Consider the following 25,694-nt stretch of genomic DNA (forward strand, 5'->3'; position numbering starts at 1 on the left):
CCCGGCGGCCGCGCCCGGGCCCGGCATCGGGGTCCAGGCCGGGATCTACGCCCTCGACCGGCTGCTCAACCGCGACGTCTGTCGCCTCGATCTCGGCGGCGGTCCCGGCGCGCCGGTGCACCTGCTTCCGAATTGCCGCGACACCGGGATCGAGGTGTTCGACCCGGCGACGTGGCGCACCGGCGAGGGCCGGATGACCCTGGTGGCCAAGCGCGGGCACGTGGTGAACCTCGTGCCCGCCGGCGACGGCACCTGGCGGCGCGACCCCGAGACCGGCGTCGCCTTCGTGCTCCGCCGGATCGATCCCTGAGGCCGCCCTGCCGGGGCGCCGTCACATAGCGAGGGCTATTACTTGGCCCCGTCGGCCTTGGTGGCGTCGTCCTTCGGCTTCTCCTTGCCGAGGTAGATGTATTCCGGCGCAGCGCGGAGCTGGTCCTTGTCGGTGTTGATCACCGCCCGCAGCGCCTTGCCGTCGATCCGCTGGAGGTGAAGCGCGCTGGGATCGACCGCCACGTACTTGGTGCCGATCCCGAGGAAGCCGCCGACGCCGACGACCCAGGCCTTCACCTTGCCGTCGAAGCCGATCACCACGTCGGCGATCTCGCCGATGGTCTCGTTGGCGCCGTTGATGATGCTCTGGCCGACGAGCTTCGAGCTGACCATGTCGTCGGGCGACTGCGCGACGAAGGTCGGCCGCAGGTCGTTCGTGAAGGTCGCGGGCTGCCCCGGCACCGGCTCGACCGGCTTCAACGGCGCGGCCGACGCGTCGGGCTTCACCGTGTCAGACTTGGTCGTGTCGGAGCTGGTGGCGTCGGGCTTCACCACATCAGGCTTCACCACATCAGGCTTCACCACGTCAGGCTTCACCACGTCAGGCTTGGGCGCGTCCGGCGAGATCGTGGCCGGCTTCTCCGGCGGCACCGCCTGGGTGCCCGGCGCTGGCGCGGTCGGAGCCGGCGTCTGCGCGAGCGCGAGGCTCGTTCCCAGGGCGGTCGTGCCCAGGGTGAGGAGGACCGTTCCGGCAATCAGGCTGCGCATCGCGTCTCGTCTTTCCATCGTCGCCCCGCGCCCGATCCGGCCCGAAGTCGACAGTCAAGGTTCCCCCGCAAAAGGCCCGTCGCATCAGAAGGTTCCACCGGTGCCGACGGTGCGCCGGCTCGTGAAATCGCGCGATCGGCCGCCCTGGACCTCTCGGCCGCCTGCGCCATGTGGTGGCTGACGTGATCTGCCACCGTTCCGGAGGCCGCAAGCCCATGATCCTTCACCGCCGCGACGCCCTCGCCCTCCTCGGTGCGGCCGTCGGCGCCGCCACCGCCGGCCGCGCCCAAGCCCTGGATGCCGGGATGCGTGCCACCGCCTTCGCCTTCGACGGGCCGGAAGGGGGCGCGATGCCGCTCTCGGCCTATGCCGGGCGACCGATCCTGGTGGTCAACACCGCCACCGCCTGTGGCTATGCCGGCCAGCTCACCGGGCTGCAGACCCTGTGGACCCGCTTCCAGGAGCGCGGTCTGACGGTGCTCGGCGTACCGTCGCCCGATTTCGGCAACCAGGAGCCGCTGGACGGGGCCGCCATCGCCGAGGCCGCCCGCAAGAACCACGGCGTCACCTTCCCGCTCACGGCCAAGACGCGGGTGAAGATGCCGGGCGCGCACCCATTCTACCAGTGGGCGGCGCTCGAGAAGCCCGGCGAGACGCCGCGCTGGAACTTCCACAAGTACCTCGTGGCCCGCGACGGCACCCTGGCCGCCGCCTTCGCGACGCAGGTCGAGCCGACCGATCCGCGGGTGATCAGCGCGATCGCCGGGGCGCTCGACAAGGCTTGAAGGTCAAGGCCTGAGGGTCACGCCGCCGGCGCCTTGGCCCGGTCGGCCCCGCGCGTCACGGCGAGCAGGGCGTCGAGCTCGCGGCCGGCCGCTTCGATGCGCGCGGCCACCGTCGCGTCGGCGACGACCCCGTCCGCGATCTCGTCGCCGCCAGCATAGACCGAGGTCGGCGCGATGTGCGCGGAGAAAAACCCGAACAGCGGACGGAGCGAGTGCTCCACCACCAGCGCATGGCGCAGGCCGCCGCCGGTGGCGGCGAGCGCCACCGGCAGGCCGACGAGCGCCTCCGCGCCGACGAAGTCGAACACGTGCTTGAACAGGCCGGAATAGGCGCCCTTGTAGACGGGCGTCCCGACGATCAGCGCGTCGGCCCCCTCGATCGCCGCGACCAGCGCCTCCGCCGACTCCGAGAGGTCGTCGCGGGTGAGCGCACCGAGGCCCGGCCCGGCGTCGATCAGGTCGATCACGGTCAGGTCGATGCGGCGATGGCGGCCGAGTTCCGCGGCGATCGCCTCGACGAGGGTGCGGGTGCGCGAGGGCCGGTTGATGCTCGCCGAGAACGCGACGACGCGGGGCAGGGGCACGGATGGGACCTCGGGACTCGGCGGAGCGCCCTGGCCCGTGGAGGCCGGCGGCGCGATCGGCCCGTTGTGACCGGTCCGGCGACGCTTGGGAACCACCGGGGGGCGCGACTCCGCCGCCGTGTCGGGGGCCGTCCGTCCATTCGGCGGGATGCGCGTGAGGGGACCCGATGTCATGGCATTGGCCCTTCGCACGGGTTGGGGCGGCCCCGGCGGAGCGCCGGATCGGAGGTCGTGGACGGCCTCCCCTGCAAGTCCCTCGCCCGGCGCGTCCGGTGGGAAGGGAAGTATGACACGCACCGGTTGGAATTCCATGAACCGGTCGCGGCTCGCCGCACGGCGGCGGTCACCGAAGCCCCAAGCTTGACAGCGGCCACGAATTCTTCGCGATGGTGTCTCCCCCGGCCTCGGAGACCCGTCCGCTCATGAACTCGCTCGTCGCGCGCCTGAACGGCTACGCCCCCCTCGCCCTGTCGCTGCTGCGGGCGGTGACCGGCCTCGTCTTCCTCCAGCACGGCACGCAGAAGCTGTTCGGCCTGCCGCCCCGCGCGATGCCCGCGCCCGAGCTGCTCTCCCTCGCTGGCGCCGCGGGCCTGCTCGAACTGGTCGGCGGCGCGCTGATCATCCTCGGCCTGTTCACCCGGCCCGTCGCGTTCCTGCTCTCGGGCCAGATGGCGGTGGGCTACTTCCTCGTCCACGCGCCGAAAGCGCCGTTCCCGGCGGTCAACGGGGGCGACGCCGCGATACTGTTCTGCTTCGTCTTCCTGTACCTCGTCTTCGCCGGCCCCGGCCCGCTGAGCGTGGACGCCGCCCGCGCCGGCCGCCGCTACTGAGCCGAGGTCGTCACTGAGACAATCCGTCGACCGGGTCGGCGTCGATCCGCATCCGCAGGATCGCGTAGGGTGGTTGCTGCAGGTCCTTGCCGTGGTTGAACTCGGGGCGGCGGTTCACCTGCGCGCCCGAGATGTAGAGCCAGCGGTCGGCGGTGATCCAGAACGTGTCCGCCCAGATCAGGCGCGGATCCGAGGCGATCACCGTGATCGTGCCGTCGGGGTCGCGCCGGCCGACGGCGTTGTGCTCCTGCAGGCTGAGGTAGACCCGGTCCTTCGAGTCGGTGGTCAGGCCGCCGGTCATCCCCTTCTCGCCGAGATCCTTCACGGTCGCCGCCACCTCGGCATCCGTGACCTTGGGATCGAGGAGGCCCGCCGTCTCCACGGAATACAGCCGCCGCGCCATCAGCGGCGCGTAATACAGGCGCGTGCCGTCGGGGCTCAGCGCGATGCCGTTGGCGCCGCCCTTCGGATGCTGCGGCGGGCCGTCGCCCTTGGTCTGCATCACCGGGCGCTCCTCGACGAACTTCACCACGCCCTTCTGCGACTTGGTGCTGGCATGCTCGGAGAGCCGCCGCGCCACCTGTCCGGTAGCGAGGTCGACCGCGAGGATCGCCCCGTCCTCGCCCTGGCCCTGGTCGGTGATGTAGGCGCGCTGGCGCCCGGCTCGGACCTCGACGCGCAGGTCGTTCAGCGACGAGGTCGGCGTGACGCCGGCCTCGAGCGGGATCATGCGGACGATCCGGTTCGTGGCGAGGTCCATCTGGACGAGCTTGGCCCCGCCCGGCACCGGCGCGCCCTTGCCCTCGGGCAGGCCCGAATCGAGCAGCCACAGGCTGTCGTCGGGGGCGAAGACGCCGTTCGGCACGTGGAAGAACGTCGCCTGCGGCCTCCCCGCGTCCGGGGTGTTGGTCGCCTGGTCGGGATAGGCCTTCACCGAGCCGTCTGGCGACACCTCACCCACCGTGATCGGCTCCTTGCCGGTGAAGCGCGGCATCATCACGAAGACGCGGCCCTTGTGCGAGATCGCCAGCCCGGTCGGGGTCGAGGGCGCGTTCGCGGCGAGCGCCAGCTCCATCGGAGACGCCTTCCGGCTCGCCACCGCGGTCCCGCCTGGCGCGGGCGAGCCGCCCTCGGCCGCGACCGCGGGCAGGGCGAGGGCGGCGAGGCCGCCGGCGAGGAGGTGGCGCCGGGCGAGAGACAGTCGGGCGAAGGACATGGAGCTTACCGTTTCAGCCGCGGGGCGCGACGCGCAGGTCGATGGCGAGGATGGCGTGGCCGGCGGCGACGAACAGCCGGCGCCCGTCCGATCCGCCGAAGGCGAGGTTCGCGGCAGCCGTCGGCATGGCGATCCGCCCGAGCGCCGTGCCGTCGGGTGCGAAGATGCGGATGCCGTCGCCGCAGGCGGCGTAGACCCGGCCGGCGGCGTCGACCTTGAGGCCGTCGGGTACGCCGGCTTCGATCGCCGCGAAGGTCCGCGGCGGCCCAAGCCGACCGTCCGGACCGACCGCGAAGGCCATCACCGCGCGACCCCCCTCTGGGTTGAGCGACGCCCCGGATTCGCTGACGTAGAGGGTGCGCCCGTCCGGCGCGAAGGCGAGGCCGTTCGGCTGGTCGAGGGCGTCGGTCATCGCCTCGACGCCGGCCGCCGACGAGCCCGGCGCGGTGACGCGGTAGACGCGCCGCGCGGCCTGCTCGGGCTCGGCCAGGATGCCCTCTTCGGGCTGGGTGATGCCGAAGACGGGATCGGTGAACCACACCGCTCCGTCGGTGGCGACCACCGCGTCGTTGGGGGAGTTCAGCCTCTTGCCGCCGAACGCGTCCGCCAGCACGGTCTTGGTCCCGTCCGCCTCGCGCCGCACCACTTGCCGGGTGCGGTGCTCGCAGGTGATCAGGCGTCCTTGCGCGTCCAGCGCGTTGCCGTTGCCGTTCTCGGACGGGTCGAACAGGGTCTTCGCCGACCCGTCCTCCGCGAGCACGCGGATCCGGTTGGCCTTGGTGTCGCTGAACACCAGCCCGCCGAGACCGGGCGCCCAGCACGGACCCTCGCACCAGCGCCCGTCGTCGAACAGCGTCCGCAGTTGTGCGGACGGGTCGATCAGCGCGTCGAGCCGCGGATCGTCCACCCGCACCACCGCGCCCGCCGCCCGCGCCGTCGAGGCGGCGAGCAGGCCGAGGCCGCCCGCCAGGATCGTGCGTCGATGCGGCATGAGGCTCCCGGGACGGGCGACCGGCCGGGTTGCCGTCGCGCGGTCAGGGAAGGCGCAGAAGCACGCCTCGGTTCCCGCGAGCCGTCTCGCACCGCACCGCCTGCCCCAGCGGAAGGGGGAGGGAAAGCCGCCGCTCAGTGCCCCCGCCGTGCCCCCAAAGCCGACAGGATGCGCGCCCACGAGCGCGTGCCCTTGTGGAAGCTCCGCAGGTCGTACTTCTCGTTCGGCGAGTGGATGCGGTCGTCGTCGAGTCCGAAGCCGATCAGCAGGGTGTTGCGGTCGAGGAGGCGCTTGAAGTCGCCGACGATCGGGATCGAGCCGCCCGCGCCCACCGTCACCGCGGGCACGCCCCACTCGTCCTGGAGCGCGGCGCGGGCGGTCTCCAGCTCCGGCATGTCGAAGGGCAGGCTGATGGCGCGCGAGCCCTTGTAGCAGATCACGTTCACCGAGCAGTCGGCGGGGATGCGTGCGCGCACGAAGGCCTCGAAGGTCTCGGCGAGCTTCTGCGGGTCCTGGTCGTCCACGAGGCGGAACGAGACCTTGGCGCTGGCCTTGCCCGCGATCACCGTCTTGGTGCCCTCGCCGGTATAGCCGCCGATGATGCCGTTGACGTCGCAAGCCGGCCGCGACTGCACCAATTCGATCAGCAGACGCCCGCGCTCGCCGGCCGGCTCCGACAGGCCGATGGGGCCGAGGAACGTTTCGGGCGTGAAGTCGAGGCCGCGCCACTGCTCCAGCACCTCGGGCGGCCGCTCGCGCACGCCGTCGTAGAAGCCAGGCAGCGTCACCTTGCCGTCGGCGTCGTGCAGGTCGGCGAGGATGCGCGACAGCACGTGGATCGGGTTGCGCGCGGCGCCGCCGAAGAAGCCCGAATGCAGGTCGCGGTCGGCGCAGGTCACCTCGACCTCGAAATAGGCGAGCCCGCGTAGGGACGAGGTGATCGCCGGCGTCGTCGGGTTCCACATCGACGTGTCGCACACCAGCACGACGTCGGCGGCGAGCCGATCCTTGTTCCGCGCCACCCATTCCGGCAGCCCCTGCGAGCCGTTCTCCTCGGCGCCCTCGATCAGGATCGTGACCGCGCAGGGTAGCTCGGCGTTCATCGCCAGATGCGCCCGGCAGGCCTCGACGAAGGTCATCACCTGGCCCTTGTCGTCCGAAGCGCCGCGGGCGACGATTGTCTTCTCGCCCTTCGCGTCGGTGGCGATCCGCGGCTCGAACGGCGGCGTCTCCCACAGGTCCAGCGGGTCCACCGGCTGCACGTCGTAATGCCCATAGAACAGCACGTGCGGCGCCCCGGGCTTCGGCTTATGCGCCAGCACGACGGGGTGGAGCGAGGTCTCCTCCACCGAGGTCTCGAACCCGAGCGCCGTCAGGTCCGCGGCGAGCCAGGCCGCCGCCTCGCGGCAATGGGGGGCATAGGCTGGATCGGTCGAGATCGAGGGAATCCTGAGGAAGGCGAACAGGCGCTCCAGGGCGTTGTCGAGATCCTTGTCGATGTCGTTGAGGACGGAATCGAGGGCGGCCATCGGGGCTCCTGAGGCGGTTCGGCGGTCCGGCCCAGGGTTAGCCGAGGCGTGCGCAAACGGAAACCGCTTGGTCCGCAACGCGACGCCCGACGCGGCGACGACCACGGATTGGAACGGCGGCAGATTGGAACCGTTATCGAGTGCAACGGACAATCCGTGCGGCGAGCCCGGATGCACGCCTTGCGCGCCGTGTTCGCTCCGACCTGTTCGCCCTTTCGCGAAAAACCTTTTCTCCTGGAACGCCTCATGCTCATCGAAAGCGGTTCGCCGGTCGCCGCGGACACCCGGGTCGGCATCAGCCTGACCATCAACGGGCAGCACCGCGAACTCCAGGTCGCCCCCTGGACCACCCTGCTCGACCTGCTGCGCGAGACCCTCGACCTCACCGGCACCAAGAAGGGCTGCGACCACGGCCAGTGCGGCGCCTGCACGGTGCTGGTGGACGGCGTCCGCGTGAATTCCTGCCTCGCCCTGGCGGTGATGAAGGACGGCGCCGAGGTCACCACCGTCGAGGGCCTTGCCGGCCTGTCGAACGGCGGCGCCGGCAGCAACGGCCTGCACCCCATCCAGGCGGCCTTCGTCGAGCACGACGCCTTCCAGTGCGGCTACTGCACGCCGGGCCAGCTCTGCTCGTCGGTCGGCATGATGAACGAGGGTCACGCGCATTCGCGCGACGAGATCCGCGAGGCGATGAGCGGAAACATCTGTCGCTGCGGCGCCTACACCAACATCGTCGACGCGATCGAGGATGTGATGGCGCAGGACGGTGCGGCTCAAGACTTGGGAGCCGCCCGATGAACCGCTTCGATTACGTTCGCGCCGGCACCGTGGCGGAGGCCGTGCAGGCCTTCGCCGGCGCACCCGGCGCGCAGTTCATCGCCGGCGGCACCAACCTCGTCGACCTGATGAAGTACGACGTGACGCGCCCCGGCCGCCTGATCGACATCACTCGCCTGCCGCTCGGCGGCATCGCCGAGCACGACGGCGGGCTGCGGGTCGGCGCTCTCGTGACGAACGCGAACCTCGCCTACGACGCCCGCGTCAGGAGCCGCTACCCGCTGCTGGCGGACGCGATCCTGGCTGGGGCCTCGGGCCAGCTGCGCAACGCTGCGACCACCGGCGGCAACCTCAACCAGCGCACCCGCTGCTACTATTTCTACGACACGGCCACCCCCTGCAACAAGCGCGAGCCCGGAAGCGGCTGCGCCGCGATCGGCGGCCTGACCCGCATCCACGCGATCTTCGGGGCGAGCGAATCCTGCATCGCCACCCACCCGTCCGACATGTGCGTCGCGCTCGCGGCGCTGGAGGCGGTGGTGCAGGTGACGGGGCCGGAGGGCGACCGCAGCATCGCGTTCGCGGACTTCCATCGGCTGCCCGGCGACGACCCGGCCAAGGACAACACCCTGAAGCCGGGCGAGATCGTCCTCTCCGTCGACCTTCCCGCCGCGGACCTCTCGAAGAACTACACCTACCTGAAGCTGCGCGACCGGCTGTCCTACGCCTTCGCCCTCGTCTCCGTGGCGGCGGCGCTCGAACTCGACGGCGACACGGTGAAGATCGCCCGCCTCGCGCTCGGCGGCGTGGCGCACAAGCCGTGGCGCAACCGGCAGGCCGAGGCGCTGCTCGTCGGCAAGCCGGCCACCCGCGAGACCTTCCAGGCCGCCGCCGACTTCGTCGTCGCCGAGGCCCGCCCCCAATCCGAGAACGCGTTCAAGGTCGAGCTTGCGCGGCGTGCGATCGTGCGAGGCCTGTCCCAGGCCGCCGCCGGCACGCCGCAGTCGCTCACCGACAAGCGCATCCAGTAAGGATCGCCGCATGACACAGACCTTCAGCTCCACCGGTCACGACAGCTTCGTCGGCACCCCCCGCAGCCGCGTCGACGGACCGGCCAAGGTGACGGGCCTGGCCAAGTACGCCGGCGAATTCACCGCCGCCGACCTCGCCCACGGCTACGTGGTGTCGAGCGCGATCGCGCGCGGCCGCATCAGCGCGATCGACACCGCCGCCGCCGAAGCCGTGCCCGGCGTCATCAAGGTGCTCACGCACGAGAACCGCTCGCGCACCGCCTGGCTCGACTACAATTACCAGGACGCGGTGGCGCCCCCCGGCTCGCCGTTCCGCGCGCTCTACGACGACAAGATCGCCTTCAGCGGCCAGCCGGTCGCCCTCGTCGTGGCCGAGGATTTCGAGACCGCACGGCACGCGGCTACCCTGGTGATCGTCGCCTACGAGGCCGAGGAGCCCAAGACCTCCGCCGACGCCGTCCGCGCCTTCGCCTACGACCCGCCGAAGAAGCGCGCCGGCATCAAGCCGCCGCCCAAGCCCTGGGGCGACGCCGACGCCGCCTACGACGCCGCGCCGATCAAGCTGCAGAACGAGTACCGGCTCGCGGTCGAGCACCACAACCCGATGGAGCCCCACGCCTCCACCGTCGTCTACGAGGGCGACGGCAAGTACACGGTCTACGACAAGGTCCAGGGCGTCTCGAACAGCCACAACTACCTCGCGGCGGTGTTCGGCCTGAAGAAGGACGACGTGCGGGTTCTCAACCCGTATCTCGGCGGCGGCTTCGGCTCGGGCCTGCGCCCGCAATACCAGCTCTTCCTGGCGATGCTGGCCGCCCGCGACCTGGAGCGCTCGGTGCGCGTGGTCCTGACCCGCGACCAGATGTGGTCGTTCACCTACCGCCCAGACGCGATCCAGACCGTGTCGCTCGGCTCAGGCGAGGACGGGCAGCTGCAGGCGCTGCGCCACGACGCGATCGGCGTGACCTCGCATTACGAGGATTACCAGGAGGTCGTCGTCAACTGGTCGGGCGTGCTCTACAAGTGTGACAACGTCGCGCTGACGTACAAGATCGCCCAGCTCGACACGGCCTCGCCCGGCGACATGCGTGCGCCCGGCGCGGTCACCGGCGTCTTCGCCATCGAGACCGCGATGGACGAGCTGGCGCACGAGGCCGGCCTCGACCCGATCGCATTGCGCCTGCGCAACTTCTCCGAGGCCGACGCGACCTCCGAGGACAAGCCGTTCGGCTCGAAGGCGCTGAAGGCCTGCTTCACGCAGGGCGCCGAACGCTTCGGCTGGGCCAAGCGCACGCCTGCGCCGCGCTCGATGCGCGAGGGTCACGAGCTCGTCGGCTGGGGCATGGCCACCGGCGTGTGGGAATCGATGATGCAGCAATCGAGCGCCCACGCCATCCTGAGCGCGGACGGCAAGCTCGAGGTCGGCAACTCCACCGGCGACATCGGCACCGGCACCTACACGATCCTCACCCAGATCGCCGCCGACACCCTCGGCCTGCCGATGGAGGACGTGACGACCAAGCTCGGTGACACGCGGCTCCCCGAGGCGCCGGTCGCGGGCGGCTCGTGGACCGCGGCCTCCTCCGGCACCGCGGTGATGAAGGCCTGCCGCAACGTCGGCGAACAGGTGTTCAAGCTCGCCCGCGCCATGGAGGGCTCGCCGCTCGCCAACGTCGATTTCGACCGCGTCGCCTTCGCGAACGGGCGCATCGCGGTGGCGGGCGACGATAGCCGCAGCGTCGCCCTGGTCGACGTGCTGAAGGCCGCCGACGTCGAGACGGTGGAGGCGACCGAATCCGCCGGTCCCGACAAGGATTTCGCCAGCCAGTACGAGGCCTACACCCACTCGGCCGTCTTCGTGGAGGTCCGGGTCGATGAGGAGCTCGGCCAGATCCGCCTCACCCGCGTCGTCTCGGCGGTGGCGGCCGGCAAGATTCTCAATCCCAAGACCGCGCGCAGCCAGATCCTCGGCGGCGTGGTGATGGGCATCGGCTCGGCGTTGCACGAGGAATCGATGATGGACCACCGCCTCGGCCGGTTCATGAACCACAACCTCGGCGAGTATCACGTGCCAGCCAATGCCGACATCTACGACATCGACGTGATCTTCGTGGACGAGGAGGACAAGGCCAACCCGCTCGGGGTGAAGGGCCTCGGCGAAATCGGCATCGTCGGCACCGCCGCGGCGGTGGCCAACGCGGTGTTCCACGCCACCGGAAAGCGCATCCGCCACCTGCCGATCACCATCGACAAGGTGCTCGGATAGCGCGCCCCACACTTGCGCGTTTGAACCTGGAACTTCGCTTGCACGCCGCCGGACCGTGATGGGGCCGGCGGCGTTCGTCATGCTTGCCGGCTTCTTGCATGCCGGCTGCCCGATGACAGACGCGGTGCCAGACGCTAGCGCTCGGGTGCACGCCTGCCCGGGATCGGCAACAGAATGAACCTCCTCTTCGTCTTCCTCGGCGCCGGCCTCGGCGGCGTCGCGCGCTACGGCGTCAGCGCGGCCTCCCTCCGGCTCGGCTCGGATTTCCCCTACGGCACCATGGCGATCAACGTCGTCGGCTCGGTGCTGATGGGGCTGTTCACCGGGTGGTTCGCCCTGCGCGGCGGCGGGCAGCCGCTGCGGTTGTTCATCGCCACCGGCGTGCTCGGCGGCTTCACCACCTTCTCCTCGTATTCCCTGGAAGCCGTGCTTCTGCTGGAGCGGGGCGAGGCCGCCGCGGCGGCGGTCTACATCGTCGGCTCGGTGGCGCTCGGCCTCGCAGGCTTGTTCGCCGGCCTGCTGCTGATGCGCGCGATCCTGTGACGGGCCGGCCCTCGTGATGGCGACGCTGATTCAGTCATCGATCCAGTCTTGGCGCTTCTGGGCCCTGCTCTCGGCGGCCTTCGCCGCGCTTACCGCGATCCTGGCCAAGGTCGGCGTCGCGGGCGTGCCCTCGGACGTGGCGACCCTCGTCCGCACGGTGGTGATCCTGGCGCTCACCGCGGCCATCGTGGTCGTCACCGGCCAGGCCGCCGACTTGGCCCGGATCCCGGGGCGGAGCGCGGTCTTCCTCGTCTTGTCGGGCCTCGCCACCGGTGCTTCGTGGCTTTGCTACTTCCGCGCCCTGTCCCTCGGCGACGCTGCCCGCGTCGCGCCGATCGACAAGCTCAGCGTCGTCCTGGTCGCGCTCTTCGGCGCGACCCTGCTCGGCGAGACGCTGAGCCCGCTGAACTGGCTCGGCGTCGCGCTGATCGCCGCCGGCGCGGTGCTCGTGGCCGTCGGAGCGTGATGGCAGGCGTCTACTGTGGAACGATTTCAAATATAAACTTGGAGATCGACAGCTGAAGACTGGAATTACAACGTTTCCAATATTTGATAAATCGCTTGATAATCGATTTGCGATCCTGCTAGACGGTCTATCGACGGTGTCGGGTTAGTCTGCAGTCAGGCGGCGGCATCGGCGAATGCACGGATGCTGGAGGCCGGAATGAGACGGGTGATGGACCTGATCGATACCTGCGTGACGGTGGCTTGGTGGGACGGCTCCTGCCTCGGCCTGCGCCTGCACCGCCTGCCGGACCTGATCGACCGCGTCGCGTCGGCGCCGCAGCGTGTCCGCCGCACCGGAGCCCGCGCATGATCCCGGAATCCCAAAGCTGCCGCTGCGACGAGACCCGCGGGCAGGCGGCGATCGAGCAGGCGCTGGCGCGCGCGTTCTGGCAGGCCCTCGACGGGCAGGTCCTGCCGGTGATGGCCGCCCTCGAAGCCGCCTCGCGGACCGTCGGCGCGCTCTACGGGCAGATCGCGGCGGCGCACGGGGCGGGCACGACCTGCGCCTGCGGCTGGGTGCCGGACCCGGACGGCGACCTGATAGTGCTCGAAGCGCATCTGGCCGCCGCCATTCTGCAGCCGCGTGCGCCCGACCTCGCCCGGATGGAGGCCGCCGGCAGCGCCTGACGGGACGGGCGGCCCGCCCCGCCCGGTCCTTGCGCCGCCTCGCGAGCGGGCGGACGTTACCGCTCGCTTAACCCGGCCGCGCGATCATTCCGCACCGCATGCGTGGTGGGAGTTCGGGCGATGGACGCAATCTACCACAGCCTCGAGACGTCGCTGCTGGCGTTCGGCTTCGCCCTGAGCGTCGCCGCCTTCGCCCTGCTGGCAAGCCCGCCTGCTGCGAGCCCCCGCTTCCTGCGCCCGCCCTTCGCGGACGCCTCCGCCGGCTCGATCCTCCTGCCGATGCTCACGGTCGACGTTCCTCGAAACGTGAACTGAGACGTCCGCTCGCGCGACTTCACCCGGCATTTCCCCGCGCCGGGGCATGCGCTCGGAACGGCAGGGACATGCCGGATTCATGGGGGACCGTCGCGCACGCTTGCGCTATCAGCCTCGAAAGCCTCTGATCGGCGCTGCGACTACGCGGCGGTGTCGCCGACGGTCCTGAGCGGGTACTTTCCGCTCCCCGGCCGTGGCACGCACGCCCCGTGAATCGCCGCACCGCGTCACCGTCGCCTCATCGAGCAAGCCGGCTGTCCGACATGATTCCTGAGCCCGCCCTGGCAAACTCCACCCCCCTGGAGCGCGACGCGCATCTGGTCTCCACCGACCACAAGGTCGCCCCGGGCGAGATCGCCGCCGGCGTGGTGATCGGCCGGGCCTCGGAATACTTCGACTTCTTCGTCTACGGCATCGCCTCGGTGCTGGTGTTCCCGAAGGTGTTCTTCTCGTTCGAGCCGGATGCGCTCACCGCGACGCTGTACTCCTTCGCGGTGTTCGCGCTGGCCTTCGTCGCCCGGCCGATCGGCTCGGTGATCTTCATGGCCGTCGACCGGCGGCACGGGCGCGGCGTGAAGCTGACGATCGCCCTTTTCATGCTCGGCGGTGCCACCGCGGCGGTGAGCTTCCTGCCGAGCTACGCCAGCATCGGCTACGCCTCGATCTGGCTGCTCGCCGGCCTGCGCATCCTCCAGGGCCTCGCGCTCGGCGGCGCCTGGGACGGCCTCGCCTCGTTGCTGGCGCTGAACGCCCCGCGCGAGCGCCGCGGCTGGTTCGCGATGATTCCCCAGCTCGGCGCGCCGCTCGGCTTCATCGTCGCCAGCGCCCTGTTCTCGTTCTTCCTCGTGAACCTCGACTCCGCCGACTTCCTCGATTGGGGCTGGCGCTTCCCGTTCTACTGCGCCTTCACCATCAACGTCGTGGCCCTGTTCGCCCGCCTGCGTCTGGTCGCCACCGACGAGTTCGTCCGCCTGATGGAGAAGGGCAAGCTCGAGCCGGTGCCGGTGTCCGAGGTGGTGCGCCATCACGCCCTCGACGTGTGGATCGGCGCCTTCGTGCCGCTCGCCGCCTTCGCGCTGTTCCACCTCGTCACGATCTTCCCGATCAGCTGGCTGACCCTGTTCACCGACCGCTCGCCCGGCGAGTTCCTGATCGTGCAATGCTCGGGCGCCATCGTCTGCGCCGGCGCGGTCGCGGCCTCCGGGCTGATCGCCGACCAGATCGGCCGCCGCAACGCGCTGCTGCTCAGCTCCGGCCTGATCGCCGCCTTCGCGCTGGGCAGCATCGTCGCGCCGCTGGTGTTCGGCGACAGCGCCATCGGCCAGACCATGTACGTCACGGTCGGCTTCATGCTGATGGGCCTCGCCTACGGGCAGACCGCCGGCGCGGTGACGGCGCGCCTCGGCGCGCGCTACCGCTACACCGGCGCGGCGTTGACCTCGGATCTGGCGTGGCTGTTCGGCGCAGGCTTCGCTCCGCTGGTCGTCCTCTGGCTCTCGTCCCGCTACGGGCTGTGGATGGTCGGCCTCTACCTGCTCTCGGGTGCGGCGGCATCGCTCCTTGCCCTGACCCTCGACCGTTCCGAGATGCGGCAGATGTAGTCGGGACGCCCGCGTCGTCCCTCACCCCGTCCCGATGCATGATCGCGCCGAACGGCCCCCGGGCCCGCCGGCCAGGCAAACCGAGTTGATCACCGTGGCACGTTCCGCCTCACGTCCCCGTCCTCCGGCCCGCACCGCCGCCCGGCTTCTGCGCGGCTTCTGCGCGGTCTCGCTCTCCGGGCTGCTCGCCGGCTGCAACCTCGTGGTGATGCAGCCCTCGGGCGACGTCGCCCTGCAGCAGCGCAACCTCGTCCTCGCCTCAGTCGGGCTGATGCTGCTGATCGTGCTTCCGGTGATCGCGCTGACCCTGCTCTTCGCCTGGCGCTACCGGGCGACCAACGAGTCCGCCCCCTACGATCCGGACTGGCACCACTCGACCCAGCTCGAGGTGGTGATCTGGACCGCGCCGCTTCTCATCATCATCGCGCTCGGCGCGCTCACCTGGATCAGCACCCATACCCTCGACCCGTTCCGGGCGCTCCGGCGCATCGACGCCACCCGTCCCGTGGCGGCCGGCGTGAAGCCGCTCACCGTCGAGGTCGTCGCGCTCGATTGGAAGTGGCTGTTCTTCTATCCCGAATACGGGATCGCCACCGTCAACGAGCTCGCCGCCCCCGTCGACCGGCCGATCGACTTCAAGATCACCGCCTCCTCGGTGATGAACGCCTTCTACGTCCCGGCGCTGGCCGGCATGATCTACGCGATGCCTGGCATGCAGACGCAGCTCCACGCGGTGATCAACAAGCCGGGTGAGTATGCCGGCTTGTCCTCGCACTACAGCGGCACCGGCTTCTCGCGGATGACGTTCAAGTTCCACGGCCTCGACGATGCCGGCTTCGACGCCTGGATCGCCAAGGCGAAGGCGCAAGGAAGCGAGCTCAGCCGCGAGGACTACCTCAAGCTCGAGAAGCCGAGCGAGGCCGAGCCGGTCAAGTACTACAAGTCCGTCGCCGACGGGCTGTTCGACACGATCCTCAACATGTGCGCCGTGCCGGGCAAGATGTGCATGAGCGAGATGATGACGATCGACGCCAAGGGCGGCGCCGGCAAGGATTCCACCGAGAACCGCGAGCGCCTGCGCTACGACAACCGCCACATCGAGCAGGGCGACGAGGCGCCGGGCTCCACCGCCCCGGCCTCCGGCCGCACCCCGCACGGCCAGGAGCAGCCGCAGGGCATGAAGCCGGACGGCAACAACCCGCACGGCCACGAAAACGGAACGAAACCCGAGAACCAGATGCCGGCGCCGGAGCGGGACTCGATCGCCCCGTCGCAGCTCAACAACAAGTAGGACCGGCGCCTCGCCGCCGCACCACCCTTAACGGATCGAACCCATGTTCTCCAATCCGGATCTCCAGAAGCTCGTCTTCGGACGGCTCTCCCTGGAAGACATCCCCTACCACGAGCCGATTCTGCAGGTGACCTTCGCCATGGTGGCGCTCGGCGGCCTCGTCGTCCTCGGCGCGATCACCTACTACCGCTTCTGGGGCCCGCTGTGGCGGGACTGGCTGACCTCGGTCGACCACAAGAAGATCGGCGTGATGTACATCGTGCTGGCCTTCGTGATGCTGCTCCGCGGCTTCGCCGACGCGCTCATGATGCGCGCCCAGCAGGCCGTGGCGTTCGGCGCCAACGAGGGCTACCTGCCGCCGCACCACTACGACCAGATCTTCACGGCGCACGGCGTGATCATGATCTTCTTCGTGGCGATGCCGTTCGTCACCGGCCTGATGAACTACGTCGTGCCGCTGCAGATCGGCGCCCGCGACGTGGCCTTCCCGTTCCTCAACAACTTCTCGTTCTGGATGACGGTCTCGGGCGCCATGACGGTCATGGCCTCGCTGTTCGTCGGCGAGTTCGCCCGCACCGGGTGGCTCGCCTACCCGCCGCTCTCGGGCGCGGACATGAGCCCGGGCGTCGGCGTCGACTACTACATCTGGGCGCTGCAGATCGCCGGCATCGGCACGCTGCTGTCGGGCATCAACCTGATCGCGACCATCGTGAAGATGCGCGCGCCGGGCATGACCATGATGAAGCTTCCGATCTTCGTCTGGACCTCGCTCTGCACCAACGTGCTGATCACGGCGGCCTTCCCGATCCTCACCGCCGTGCTCGCCCTGCTGTCGATGGACCGCTACGTCGGCACGCACTTCTTCACGAACGACCTCGGCGGCAACCCGATGATGTACTTCAACCTCATCTGGATCTGGGGCCACCCGGAGGTCTACATCCTCATCCTGCCGGCCTTCGGCATCTTCTCGGAGGTCACCTCGACCTTCTCCGGCAAGCGTCTGTTCGGCTACGCCTCGATGGTCTACGCCACGGTGGTCATCACCATCCTGTCGTACCTGGTCTGGCTGCACCACTTCTTCACGATGGGCTCGGGCGCCGACGTGAACTCGTTCTTCGGCATCACGACGATGATCATCTCGATCCCGACGGGTGCGAAGATCTTCAACTGGCTGTTCACGATGTATCGCGGCCGCATCCGGTTCGAGCTGCCGATGATGTGGACCGTGAGCTTCATGGTCACCTTCACCATCGGCGGCATGACCGGCGTGCTGCTCGCCGTGCCCCCGGCCGACTTCGTGCTGCACAACTCGCTGTTCCTGATCGCGCACTTCCACAACGTGATCATCGGCGGCGTGCTGTTCGGGATGTTCGCCGGCGTGACCTACTGGTTCCCGAAGGCCTTCGGGTTCAAGCTCGACCCGTTCTGGGGGAAGATGTCGTTCTGGTTCTGGACGGTGGGCTTCTACTTCGCCTTCATGCCGCTCTACGTGCTCGGCCTGATGGGTGTGACGCGCCGCGCCAACCACTTCGACGACCCGTCTCTTCAGATCTGGTTCGTCGTCGCCGCCTTCGGCGCGGTGCTGATACTGCTCGGCATCCTGTCGATGATCGTGCAGTTCGTGGTCTCGATCCGAAACCGCGAGGCGCTGCGCGACCTCACCGGCGACCCGTGGAACGGCCGGACCCTCGAATGGTCCACCGCCTCGCCGCCGCCGGACTACAACTTCGCCTTCACCCCGGTGATCCACGACCTCGACGCGTGGTCCGACATGAAGAAGCGCGGCTACGCACGGCCGGTGGAGGGCTACCGGGCGATCCACATGCCGAAGAACACCGCCACCGGCGTGATCCTCGGCGTGGTCTCGATCGGCTTCTCGTTCGCGATGATCTGGTACATCTGGTGGCTCGCCGCGGCGACCTTCGCGACGATGTTCCTGGTCACTGTGATCCACACCTTCAACTACAACCGCGACTTCTACATCCCCGCCGCCGACGTGGTGCGGGCCGAAGGACAGCGTACGAGCGTGATGGCGGGGCGGGCCTGAGCCGATGATGCACACCGACACCGCCCCGCCGGGCGCCGAGGCACCGGCCTTCTACCTCGAGGAGGACCACGCCCACGAGTCGAGCACCATGCTCGGCTTCTGGATGTACCTGATGAGCGATTGCCTCATCTTCGCGGTGCTGTTCGCCACCTACGGGGTGCTCGGCCGCAACTACGCGGCCGGGCCTTCGCCGCGAGACCTGTTCGAGCTGCCGCTGGTGGCGCTCAACACCTCGATGCTGCTCCTGTCCTCCATCACCTACGGCTTCGCAATGCTGGAGATGGAGAAGGACAACCTCAAGACGATGCAGCTCTGGCTGGCCATCACCGGCCTGTTCGGCGCTTGCTTCATCGGCATCGAGCTCTACGAGTTCGCCCACCTGATCCACGAGGGCGCGACGCCGCAGCGCTCGGCCTTCCTGTCCTCGTTCTTCGCCCTCGTCGGCACCCACGGCCTGCACGTGTCGCTCGGTATCGTCTGGCTGATCGTGCTGATGGTGCAGACCGCCCAGAAGGGGCTGATCGTCGAGAACAAGCGCCGGCTGATGTGCCTGTCGATGTTCTGGCACTTCCTCGACGTGGTCTGGATCGGCGTGTTCACCTTCGTGTACCTGATGGGAGTGCTGCAGTGAGTCTAGCGACGGGGGCGGGCACCCACGCCGAGCCGCACGGCCACGGCCACGACGCGCATGGTCCCGGGACCGGCGCGCACGGGTCGTTCCGCAGCTACATGACCGGTTTCGTGCTCTCGGTGATCCTCACCGCGATCCCGTTCTGGCTGGTGATGAGCGACGTGCTCGGCAACGCCGTGCACACCACCTTGATCATCATGGCCTTCGCGGTGGTCCAGATCGTGGTCCACATGATCTACTTCCTGCATATGAACACGAAGTCGGAAGGGGGATGGACCATCCTCGCCCTGATCTTCACGCTGACCCTCGTCGTGATCACGCTGACCGGCTCGATCTGGGTGATGTATCACCTGAACAACAACATGATGCCGGCCTCCCCACACGACCTGATGCACCACAAGCCCTGAGGACGATCCGCCTCGGCCGGGCGGCGTTTAACCTCGCGAGCGCGCTGGCGGTCGCGGGGCTCGTCGCCCTCGGGATCTGGCAGGTCGAGCGCCGGACCTGGAAGCTCGACCTCATCGCCCGCGTCGAAGCGCGGGTGAGCGCTGCGCCGACGCCTGCTCCTGGGCCCGCTGCGTGGCCCTCGGTCACCGAGGCGTCGGACGCCTACCGGCACGTGCGGGTGTCGGGCCGCTTCCGCCACGAATCCACGACGCTGGTCCAGGCCGTGACGGCGCTCGGCGGCGGGTTCTGGGTTCTGACCCCGCTGGTCTCCGAGGGCTTCACGGTCCTAGTGAACCGCGGCTTCGTCCCGTCCGACCGCCGCGACCCGGCGGGCTGGCGCCGGCCCGAGGGCGAGGTCGTGGTCACCGGGTTGCTGCGGCTGACCGAACCCGGCGGCGCGTTCCTCCGCAGCAACGCGCCGCCCGAGAATCGCTGGTACTCGCGCGACGTCGCGGTCATCGCATCGGCCCGCGGGCTGTGCGACGTGGCGCCGTACTTCATCGATGCGGATGCCGGGCCGGAGGGCGGCCTCCCGGTCGGCGGCCTGACGGTGGTGGCCTTCCACAACAACCACCTCGTCTACGCGCTGACCTGGTTCACCCTCGCCGCGATGATGCTCGGCGCGGCGATCTACGTGAATGGGGAGCGGCGGCGGTAGCGACGCACGTTCGTCGGCTGCTGCGAAGTTGTGGTGCTGTCCCTTCCCGGCAAACCTACCGAATTCACACATCGCCGCTGCTGTCGATCCGCTCTGCGCGCATCCCCTCGCCCCGCCTGCGGGGAGAGGGCATTGCCGAACTCGTCGTCGGCAAAGCGAGGTGGCGGCCGACGGTGAGGGGGCGACGCCGGAGGAGGCTCTTCCGCATACTCCCCCTCACCGTCGCTTCGGCTTCGCCGCCGCTCCCCGGCTGCACGACGGGGTGCAGCCGGGCCTCTCCCCGCCCGCGGGGAGAGGGGAACCCGCGCCTCCCTCGGGATGCGCGGCGAGCTGTGTGAATACAGTCTCTGGCAGCACGTGGAAGGAACACCAACGGGCGCCCGAACGCGTCGCATGCGTTCGGCAAGCGATGCCCCGATCAGCCGGCGTCGGCCCTGGGGGTCAGCTTCAGGATGCGGCCGTCCGCGCCGTCGGTGACGGCGTAGACCGCGCCGTCCGGTCCGACGCGGACGTCGCGGATGCGGGCGTCGAGGGGCACGCGCTCCTCGGTGACGACCTTGTCGCCGTCGCGCTTCAGCACCACGATCCCCTCGCTGACGAGGCCGCCGACGAGGAAGTCGTCCTTCCAGGCGGGGAAGAGCGTGCCGGTGTAGAGCGCCATGCCGGAGGGGCCGATCACCGGGTCCCAGTAGTAGACTGGCTGCACCGTGCCGGCGGCCTGGTTCACGCCCTCGCCGAGCGGCTCGCCGGAATACTCGATGCCGTAGGTCGCCACCGGCCAGCCGTAGTTGAGGCCGGGGCGCGGCCGGTTCAGCTCGTCGCCGCCGCGGGGGCCGTGCTCCACGGTCCAGAGCCGGCCCTGCCCGTCGAGGGCCGCGGCCTGGACGTTGCGGTGGCCGTAGGACCAGATCTCGGGCTTGGCCTTGTCGCTGCCGTAGAACGGGTTGTCCTTGGGGGCTTGGCCCTCGGCGTCGATGCGGAAGACCTTGCCGAGGCCGCTCGACAGGTCCTGCGCCTGCCCGCGCGTCGCCTTGTCGGAGCGCTCGCCCACCGTGACGAACAGCATGCCGTCGGGCGCGAAGACGAGGCGCGAGCCGAAGTGCTTGTCGCCGTCGTAGGTCGGCATCTGCCGGAACACGACCTTCACGTCGTCGAGCCTGCCCCCGCCCTTGCCGTCCTGGAGGAGCTTGGCCTTCGCCACGGTCGTGCCGTTGCCCTTGTCGCGGGGCTCGCTGAAGCTGAAGAACACCTGCCCGTCGGTGGCGAAGGTCGGCCCGAGCACGATATCGAGCAGGCCGCCCTGGCCGCGGGCGTCTACCTTCGGCACGCCGGAGATGGCCGGGCCGACGGTACCGTCCTTCGCGACGATGCGGATCTTGCCCGCCTTCTCGGTGACGATCATCCGGCCGTCCGGCAGGAACTCCATCGCCCACGGGCTCGCGAGGCCCTTGGCCACCGTGGCGACATCCACCTTCACGGCCTCGGCGGGTTTCGGGGAACGGGTCTGGTTCGGCAGCAGCGGCTTGTAGGCGGAGTTCGGCGCCGCAGTCTCGGCAGGCGCGTCGCCGGCGGTCTTGGCCGCGGGCACGCTGAAAGCATCGCCCTCGATGCGCGACGGCCGCGGGGCGGCGCTCTCCTCGCCGAATGCGACCGGTGCGAGCGCGACCGCCGCCACGGTGGCGAGCGTGAGGGAACGGAAGCGCGGCACCTGCAAAAATCCTGTCACCGTCGAGAATCCTCCTGGATCGGGTCCAAACGCCCGGGCGGCGGACACGGACGGTCGCCCGGGCGTTCCGACTCACATGGGGCGGGGCCTCCACCAAAGCGAGCGCGCGGGGACCCGGCCCCCGTCGCACGGCGCTTCGTGTGCGATTCGTCATGAACCGGGTGGGCAGCCGGCATGCGGCCCCGTCCGCCGCCTTGACCGCAGGACGCCCGGTCGCCAAGTCTCATGGCACCGGTCGGCGGGCGGCCTGTTGCAGGCGCCCGGGCGGCCTTTCGAGAAGGGTATTTTCCGATGGCGACGGTGAAAGTGACCGACGCGAGCTTCGAGCAGGACGTCCTCAAGTCCGTCGAGCCCGTGGTCGTGGATTTCTGGGCGGAGTGGTGCGGTCCCTGCCGGCAGATCGGTCCGGCGCTCGAGGAGATCGCCTCCGACATGCAGGGCCGCGTGAAGATCGCGAAGGTGAACGTGGATGAGAATCCCGGCATCGCCTCACAGTACGGGATCCGCTCGATCCCGACGCTGCTGCTGTTCAAGAACGGCGAGCGGGTCGACCAGAAGGTCGGCGCGGCGCCGAAGGGCGACCTGTCCCGCTGGATCAGCGCGCAAACCGCGAGCGCCTGACGCCCGCAGCGGCCGAACAGGCCCGCCTCCTCGAGGAAGCGGGCTTTTTCGTGCGCATCGCTTCACGCGCAAAAAGAAAGCCCGGCCGTGAGGCCGGGCTTTCTCCGTTTCGAAACCCAATTCGAATGGTTCGAGTCGACCCCGGGCTCTGGACGGCCCGTGGGTCGGAGATCGGATCCTAGTAGGAGCCGAACTTGTAGTTCAGGCCGGCGCGGACGACGGCGAACTCGGTGTCGCGACGGACGTTGCCGCCCGACACGAGCGTGACGCCCGGGCTGCCGACGCCGACCGGCGTACCGGCCGAGTTGACGGCGAAGATGCCGTTGTTGCGGTTGCCCTGGTTCAGGTTCACGTACAGGCCTTCGACCTTGAGGGTCACGGCCGACGAACGGAAGAAGTTCAGGAACGAGTCGGTGGGGAGCGCGTACTCGACGCCGCCGCCGACCGCGTAACCGGTCTGGAACGAGTCGGTCGAACGGTTCGGCAGGCCGAAGTCACGACCGCCGCCCGAGCCGTAGGCGAAACCGCCGGTGGCGTAGAACAGGGCCTTGTCGAAGGCGTAGCCGAGGCGACCGCGCACGGTGCCGAAGTAGTCGAGGCTGGAAAGGCCCGACGGGTTGAACACGAGGGTGCCCGGCAGGATGCCGCCGCCGGCGACCGTGGCGGACGAGAAGCGGTTCCGGTTCTGCCCGAAGTCGACGTACTGGGCGTCGGCCTCGATGCCGATCACGACACCCGAACCCGGGGTGAACTGGTAGTTGTAGCCAACCTGGCCACCGCCGGTGAAGCCGTCGTTGCCGCTGTTGTTGCCGAAGGCGAGGACGCCAGCGCGGTTGCCAGCGGGCACGCCGCCGACGGCGGGGCCGGCGAAGATCGCGTTACCCGGCGAGACGCCGACGACGGTCGGGGCGGTGGTGTTGCCGGCGTTGAAGCCGTAGCCGGCGTTCACACCGAAGTAGAAGCCGGTCCAGGTGAACACCGGGACGGGCGTGAAGACCGGCGGCGGAGCGCGACGCGGCAGGTCGGCGGCCGAGGCGGCGGCGGTGAGGGCCGTGAAGGCGGCCAATGACGTCAGAAGCTTGTTCATGTTCTCTTGATCCCCAGCATGTTGCCCGATCGATGCTGAGAATACGGGATTTCCCACAGCCAAGATGTAACATCGGCGCCACAGATGCGGCAGCTCTGCAATGGCGGGCCGACCGGACCTCGCGTGCGGCAGGCTCTAGCCCGCACGCCGCCGGGCCCGTCGGGCGTCAGGTCGGCGGCGTGCCGTTGGCGGTCAGGACGGCGCCGGCGAGGTAGAGCGAGCCGCAGATCAGGATGCGCGGCGGCCGCTCGAAGGCGATGTCGGCGACCGCCGTAAGGGCGGCCTCGATGCTCGGCGAGACGCGCGCGCTCAGGCCGACCTGCTGGGCGATCTCGGCGACCTCCTCGGCCGGCCGCGCCGCCATCTGCCCGGCGATCGGCACCGCGATCAGCGCGCGCGCCAGCCCGACGAAGTGGCGCAGGAACCCCTCGGCGTCCTTGGTGCCGAGCAGGCCGACCACAAGCACCAGCGGCACGTCGCTGCGCTCGCCGAGGTCGGCGAGCGCGGTGGCGAGGATGCGGCCGCCGTCGATGTTGTGGCCGCCATCGAGCCAGAGCTCGGAGCCGGCCGGGACCAGGGCCGCGAGTCGGCCGCGGGCGAGACGCTGCATCCGGCCGGGCCAGTCGACGTTGCGCAGGCCCGCCTCCACCGCGGCGACGCCGATGTCGCCGAAGCCCGCCGCCCGCAGGCCCGCGATGGCGGTGGCGGCGTTGGTGAACTGGTGCCGGCCGACGAGCTTCGGGCGCGGCAGGTCGAACAGGTCGGTCTCGTCCTGGTAGACGAGGCGGCCGCTCTCCTCGTGGACCGAGAAGTCCTGGTTGCCGACCCAGACCGGCGTCGCGCCCACGGCTTCCGCGCGGCGGCACAGGACCGCGTCGGCCTCGGCGTAATCCTGCGCGGCGATCACCGCCGGGCAGCCGCGCTTGAAGATGCCGGCCTTCTCGTTGGCGACCAGCTCGACGGTGTCGCCGAGATACTCGGCGTGGTCCCGGCCGATCGGCGTGACGACGGCGGCGGCGACCGTGTCGATCACGTTGGTCGCGTCGACGCGGCCGCCCAGCCCCACCTCGAGCAGCAGCACGTCGGCCGGCGCCTCGGAGAACAGCAGGAGCGCGGCCGCGGTGGTGATCTCGAACACCGTGATCGGGTCGCCGGCGTTGGCCGCCTCGCAGCGGGCGAAGGCCTCGGCGAGCCGGTCCTCGGGCACGTAGTGGCCGCCGCCGATGCCGCCCAACCGGATCCGCTCGTGGAAGCGAACGAGGTGGGGCGAGGTGTAGACGTGCGCGGCCAAGCCCCCGGCTTCGAGGATCGCCCGCATGAAGGCGATGGTCGAGCCCTTGCCGTTGGTGCCGGCCACGTGGATCACCGGCGGCAACCGGCGCTCGGGGTGGTTCAGGCGGGCGAGCAGGCTCTGGATGCGGCCGAGCGACAGGTCGATCGTGCGCGGATGCAGGGCCAGGAAGCGCGCCATCAGCGCGTCGGAGGAATCCATGGGCGCGCGCCGCGTCAGGCGGGTTCGAGGATCGGCGCGGACGGCGCGGACGCCGGCACCGAGGCCGGCCCGACGTTCATCAGGAGGCCGCAGATCCGCACGATGGTGTCCTTCAGCGCGTGGCGGTGGACGACCTGGTCGAGCATGCCGTGCTCCAGCAGGTACTCGGCGCGCTGGAAGCCGTCCGGCAGCTTCTCCCGGATCGTCTGCTCGATCACCCGCGGGCCGGCGAAGCAGATCAGCGCGCCGGGCTCGGCCAGGTGCACGTCGCCGAGCATCGCGTAGGAGGCGGTGACGCCGCCGGTCGTCGGGTTGGTGAGCACGACGACGTAGGGGAGGCGGGCCGCGCGCAGGCGCCGGATCGCCACGGTGGTCCGCGGCATCTGCATCAGCGAGAGGATGCCCTCCTGCATCCGCGCGCCGCCGGAGGCCGCGAACATCACGTAGGGCGTGCGCTTCTCAAGGGCCGTCTCGGCGCCGCGGATGAAGGCCTCGCCGGCCGCCATCCCGAGCGACCCGCCCATGAACGCGAAATCCTGGCAGGCCAGCGTCATCGGCTGCCCGCCGACCCGGCCGAACCCGACCTTGAACGCGTCCTGCATGCCGGTCTTGGTGCGCGCCTCCTTGAGGCGGTCGGCGTAGCGCTTCTCGTCGCGGAACTTGAGCGGGTCGACGGCGACCTCGGGCAGCGGCACGTCGATCCAGGTGCCCTCGTCGAACATCATCTTCAGGCGCGCGCTGGCGCTCATCTTCAGGTGGTGCTCGGAGCCGGGGATGACCCAGTGGTTCCCCTCCACCTCCTTGTGGAACACCATCTGCCCGGTATCCGGGCATTTCACCCAGAGGTTCTCGGGCGTCTCGCGCTTGAACAGGGTCTTGATCTTGGGGCGCACGACCTCCGAGATCCAGTTCATCGGTTCGACCATCATGTAGCGCCCGTCCGGTTCGATCAGACCGAGATCGTCGATCGGCCTTGCTCAGCGTGAGCCCTGCATATCGGGGCCGTCGCCCCGTTTGACCAGCGCCGCCCGCGTCAGGCGGCGCGGGCGGAGGC

The 25,694-nt window shown here is 69.8% G+C and carries 26 protein-coding genes and 1 pseudogene; 18 read left to right on the forward strand and 9 right to left on the reverse strand.

The genetic code is table 11. The features are described from left to right. Positions 1–310 (forward strand): annotated as a pseudogene (locus FV222_RS29290) (hypothetical protein); the annotation flags it as partial. A gap of 38 nt (positions 311–348) precedes the next feature. On the opposite strand, the gene FV222_RS31970 reads toward FV222_RS29290, so the two are convergent. Further along, positions 349–1,038 (reverse strand): PRC-barrel domain-containing protein, encoded by a 690-nt coding sequence (locus FV222_RS31970; protein WP_147761737.1) that lies wholly within the window; start codon positions 1,036–1,038, stop codon positions 349–351. Positions 1,039–1,253: 215 nt separating this feature from the next. On the opposite strand from FV222_RS31970, the gene FV222_RS02265 reads away from it, so the two are divergent. Continuing rightward, positions 1,254–1,823, forward strand: a complete 570-nt coding sequence (locus FV222_RS02265; RefSeq protein ID WP_147812869.1) for a glutathione peroxidase — start codon at positions 1,254–1,256, stop codon at positions 1,821–1,823. A 17-nt stretch (positions 1,824–1,840) separates the two neighbouring features. Here FV222_RS02265 and FV222_RS02270 read toward each other — a convergent pair whose 3' ends face one another. Next, on the reverse strand, positions 1,841–2,401 hold the full coding sequence (locus FV222_RS02270; RefSeq protein ID WP_147761813.1) for an NAD(P)H-dependent oxidoreductase: 561 nt from the start codon (positions 2,399–2,401) through the stop codon (positions 1,841–1,843). Positions 2,402–2,829: 428 nt separating this feature from the next. On the opposite strand from FV222_RS02270, the gene FV222_RS02275 reads away from it, so the two are divergent. Beyond that, positions 2,830–3,237 (forward strand): DoxX family protein, encoded by a 408-nt coding sequence (locus tag FV222_RS02275; RefSeq protein WP_147761735.1) that lies wholly within the window; start codon positions 2,830–2,832, stop codon positions 3,235–3,237. A gap of 10 nt (positions 3,238–3,247) precedes the next feature. On the opposite strand, the gene FV222_RS02280 is transcribed toward FV222_RS02275, so the two are convergent. From FV222_RS02280 to FV222_RS02290, 3 genes are all read right to left on the reverse strand, one after another. Next, the gene (locus FV222_RS02280; protein WP_187277182.1) at positions 3,248–4,453 is read right to left on the reverse strand and encodes an L-dopachrome tautomerase-related protein; all 1,206 of its coding nucleotides are present in this window, start codon (positions 4,451–4,453) and stop codon (positions 3,248–3,250) included. A 13-nt stretch (positions 4,454–4,466) separates the two neighbouring features. Further along, positions 4,467–5,444, reverse strand: a complete 978-nt coding sequence (locus tag FV222_RS02285) for an SMP-30/gluconolactonase/LRE family protein (RefSeq protein WP_147812870.1) — start codon at positions 5,442–5,444, stop codon at positions 4,467–4,469. A gap of 134 nt (positions 5,445–5,578) precedes the next feature. After that, on the reverse strand, positions 5,579–6,973 hold the full coding sequence (locus tag FV222_RS02290; RefSeq protein ID WP_147761733.1) for a dipeptidase: 1,395 nt from the start codon (positions 6,971–6,973) through the stop codon (positions 5,579–5,581). Positions 6,974–7,219: 246 nt separating this feature from the next. Between FV222_RS02290 and FV222_RS02295 the strand changes: the two genes are divergently transcribed. From FV222_RS02295 to FV222_RS02355, 14 genes are all read left to right on the forward strand, one after another. After that, positions 7,220–7,771 carry a (2Fe-2S)-binding protein gene (locus tag FV222_RS02295; protein WP_147761732.1) on the forward strand — a complete coding sequence of 184 codons (552 nt, stop codon included), beginning with the start codon at positions 7,220–7,222 and terminating at the stop codon, positions 7,769–7,771. Then, positions 7,768–8,781 (forward strand): xanthine dehydrogenase family protein subunit M, encoded by a 1,014-nt coding sequence (locus FV222_RS02300; protein ID WP_147812871.1) that lies wholly within the window; start codon positions 7,768–7,770, stop codon positions 8,779–8,781. The genes FV222_RS02295 and FV222_RS02300 overlap by 4 nt, the downstream gene beginning before the upstream one ends. A gap of 10 nt (positions 8,782–8,791) precedes the next feature. Continuing rightward, positions 8,792–11,047, forward strand: a complete 2,256-nt coding sequence (locus FV222_RS02305; protein ID WP_147761730.1) for a xanthine dehydrogenase family protein molybdopterin-binding subunit — start codon at positions 8,792–8,794, stop codon at positions 11,045–11,047. A gap of 174 nt (positions 11,048–11,221) precedes the next feature. Then, complete coding sequence (gene crcB, locus FV222_RS02310; protein WP_147761729.1) at positions 11,222–11,590, forward strand: fluoride efflux transporter CrcB; 369 nt, start codon at positions 11,222–11,224, stop codon at positions 11,588–11,590. A 28-nt stretch (positions 11,591–11,618) separates the two neighbouring features. Then, the gene (locus FV222_RS02315; protein WP_147751867.1) at positions 11,619–12,056 is read left to right on the forward strand and encodes an EamA family transporter; all 438 of its coding nucleotides are present in this window, start codon (positions 11,619–11,621) and stop codon (positions 12,054–12,056) included. 183 nt (positions 12,057–12,239) lie between these two features. Further along, the gene (locus FV222_RS29300) at positions 12,240–12,407 is read left to right on the forward strand and encodes a hypothetical protein (protein WP_210248434.1); all 168 of its coding nucleotides are present in this window, start codon (positions 12,240–12,242) and stop codon (positions 12,405–12,407) included. After that, a complete protein-coding gene (locus FV222_RS02320; protein WP_147761728.1) occupies positions 12,404–12,724 on the forward strand; it encodes a hypothetical protein in 321 nt (106 codons plus the stop codon). The genes FV222_RS29300 and FV222_RS02320 overlap by 4 nt, the downstream gene beginning before the upstream one ends. A 120-nt stretch (positions 12,725–12,844) precedes the next feature. After that, complete coding sequence (locus FV222_RS02325) at positions 12,845–13,039, forward strand: hypothetical protein (protein ID WP_147761727.1); 195 nt, start codon at positions 12,845–12,847, stop codon at positions 13,037–13,039. A 263-nt stretch (positions 13,040–13,302) separates the two neighbouring features. Further along, complete coding sequence (locus FV222_RS02330; protein ID WP_147751849.1) at positions 13,303–14,640, forward strand: MFS transporter; 1,338 nt, start codon at positions 13,303–13,305, stop codon at positions 14,638–14,640. 148 nt (positions 14,641–14,788) lie between these two features. Beyond that, positions 14,789–15,931, forward strand: a complete 1,143-nt coding sequence (gene cyoA / locus FV222_RS02335) for a ubiquinol oxidase subunit II (protein WP_281406018.1) — start codon at positions 14,789–14,791, stop codon at positions 15,929–15,931. 43 nt (positions 15,932–15,974) lie between these two features. Continuing rightward, positions 15,975–17,978, forward strand: a complete 2,004-nt coding sequence (gene cyoB / locus FV222_RS02340; protein WP_147761725.1) for a cytochrome o ubiquinol oxidase subunit I — start codon at positions 15,975–15,977, stop codon at positions 17,976–17,978. 4 nt (positions 17,979–17,982) lie between these two features. Further along, positions 17,983–18,609, forward strand: coding sequence for a cytochrome o ubiquinol oxidase subunit III (gene cyoC, locus FV222_RS02345; RefSeq protein ID WP_147751846.1), 627 nt, complete (start codon positions 17,983–17,985; stop codon positions 18,607–18,609). Further along, entirely contained in the window at positions 18,606–19,016 is a 411-nt protein-coding gene (cyoD, locus tag FV222_RS02350; RefSeq protein WP_147751845.1) for a cytochrome o ubiquinol oxidase subunit IV, read from the forward strand. The genes cyoC and cyoD overlap by 4 nt, the downstream gene beginning before the upstream one ends. Positions 19,017–19,021: 5 nt before the next feature. Then, positions 19,022–19,714 (forward strand): SURF1 family protein, encoded by a 693-nt coding sequence (locus FV222_RS02355; RefSeq protein WP_246685289.1) that lies wholly within the window; start codon positions 19,022–19,024, stop codon positions 19,712–19,714. Positions 19,715–20,132: 418 nt separating this feature from the next. Here FV222_RS02355 and FV222_RS02360 read toward each other — a convergent pair whose 3' ends face one another. Next, positions 20,133–21,422, reverse strand: a complete 1,290-nt coding sequence (locus tag FV222_RS02360; RefSeq protein WP_147761810.1) for a PQQ-dependent sugar dehydrogenase — start codon at positions 21,420–21,422, stop codon at positions 20,133–20,135. 309 nt (positions 21,423–21,731) lie between these two features. Between FV222_RS02360 and trxA the strand changes: the two genes are divergently transcribed. After that, entirely contained in the window at positions 21,732–22,061 is a 330-nt protein-coding gene (trxA, locus tag FV222_RS02365; RefSeq protein ID WP_147751865.1) for a thioredoxin, read from the forward strand. Between the two features lie 178 nt (positions 22,062–22,239). Here trxA and FV222_RS02370 read toward each other — a convergent pair whose 3' ends face one another. The 3 genes from FV222_RS02370 to accD form a co-directional block, all read right to left on the reverse strand. Then, positions 22,240–23,148 carry a porin family protein gene (locus tag FV222_RS02370; protein WP_147751843.1) on the reverse strand — a complete coding sequence of 303 codons (909 nt, stop codon included), beginning with the start codon at positions 23,146–23,148 and terminating at the stop codon, positions 22,240–22,242. A gap of 166 nt (positions 23,149–23,314) precedes the next feature. Continuing rightward, positions 23,315–24,640 carry a folylpolyglutamate synthase/dihydrofolate synthase family protein gene (locus tag FV222_RS02375; protein ID WP_147751842.1) on the reverse strand — a complete coding sequence of 442 codons (1,326 nt, stop codon included), beginning with the start codon at positions 24,638–24,640 and terminating at the stop codon, positions 23,315–23,317. 14 nt (positions 24,641–24,654) lie between these two features. Continuing rightward, positions 24,655–25,566, reverse strand: coding sequence for an acetyl-CoA carboxylase, carboxyltransferase subunit beta (gene accD, locus FV222_RS02380; RefSeq protein WP_147812875.1), 912 nt, complete (start codon positions 25,564–25,566; stop codon positions 24,655–24,657). Between the last annotated feature and the right edge of the window lie 128 nt (positions 25,567–25,694).

This window comes from Methylobacterium sp. WL103 (assembly GCF_008039885.1).
GTDB classification, from domain to species: Bacteria; Pseudomonadota; Alphaproteobacteria; order Rhizobiales; family Beijerinckiaceae; genus Methylobacterium; species Methylobacterium cerastii.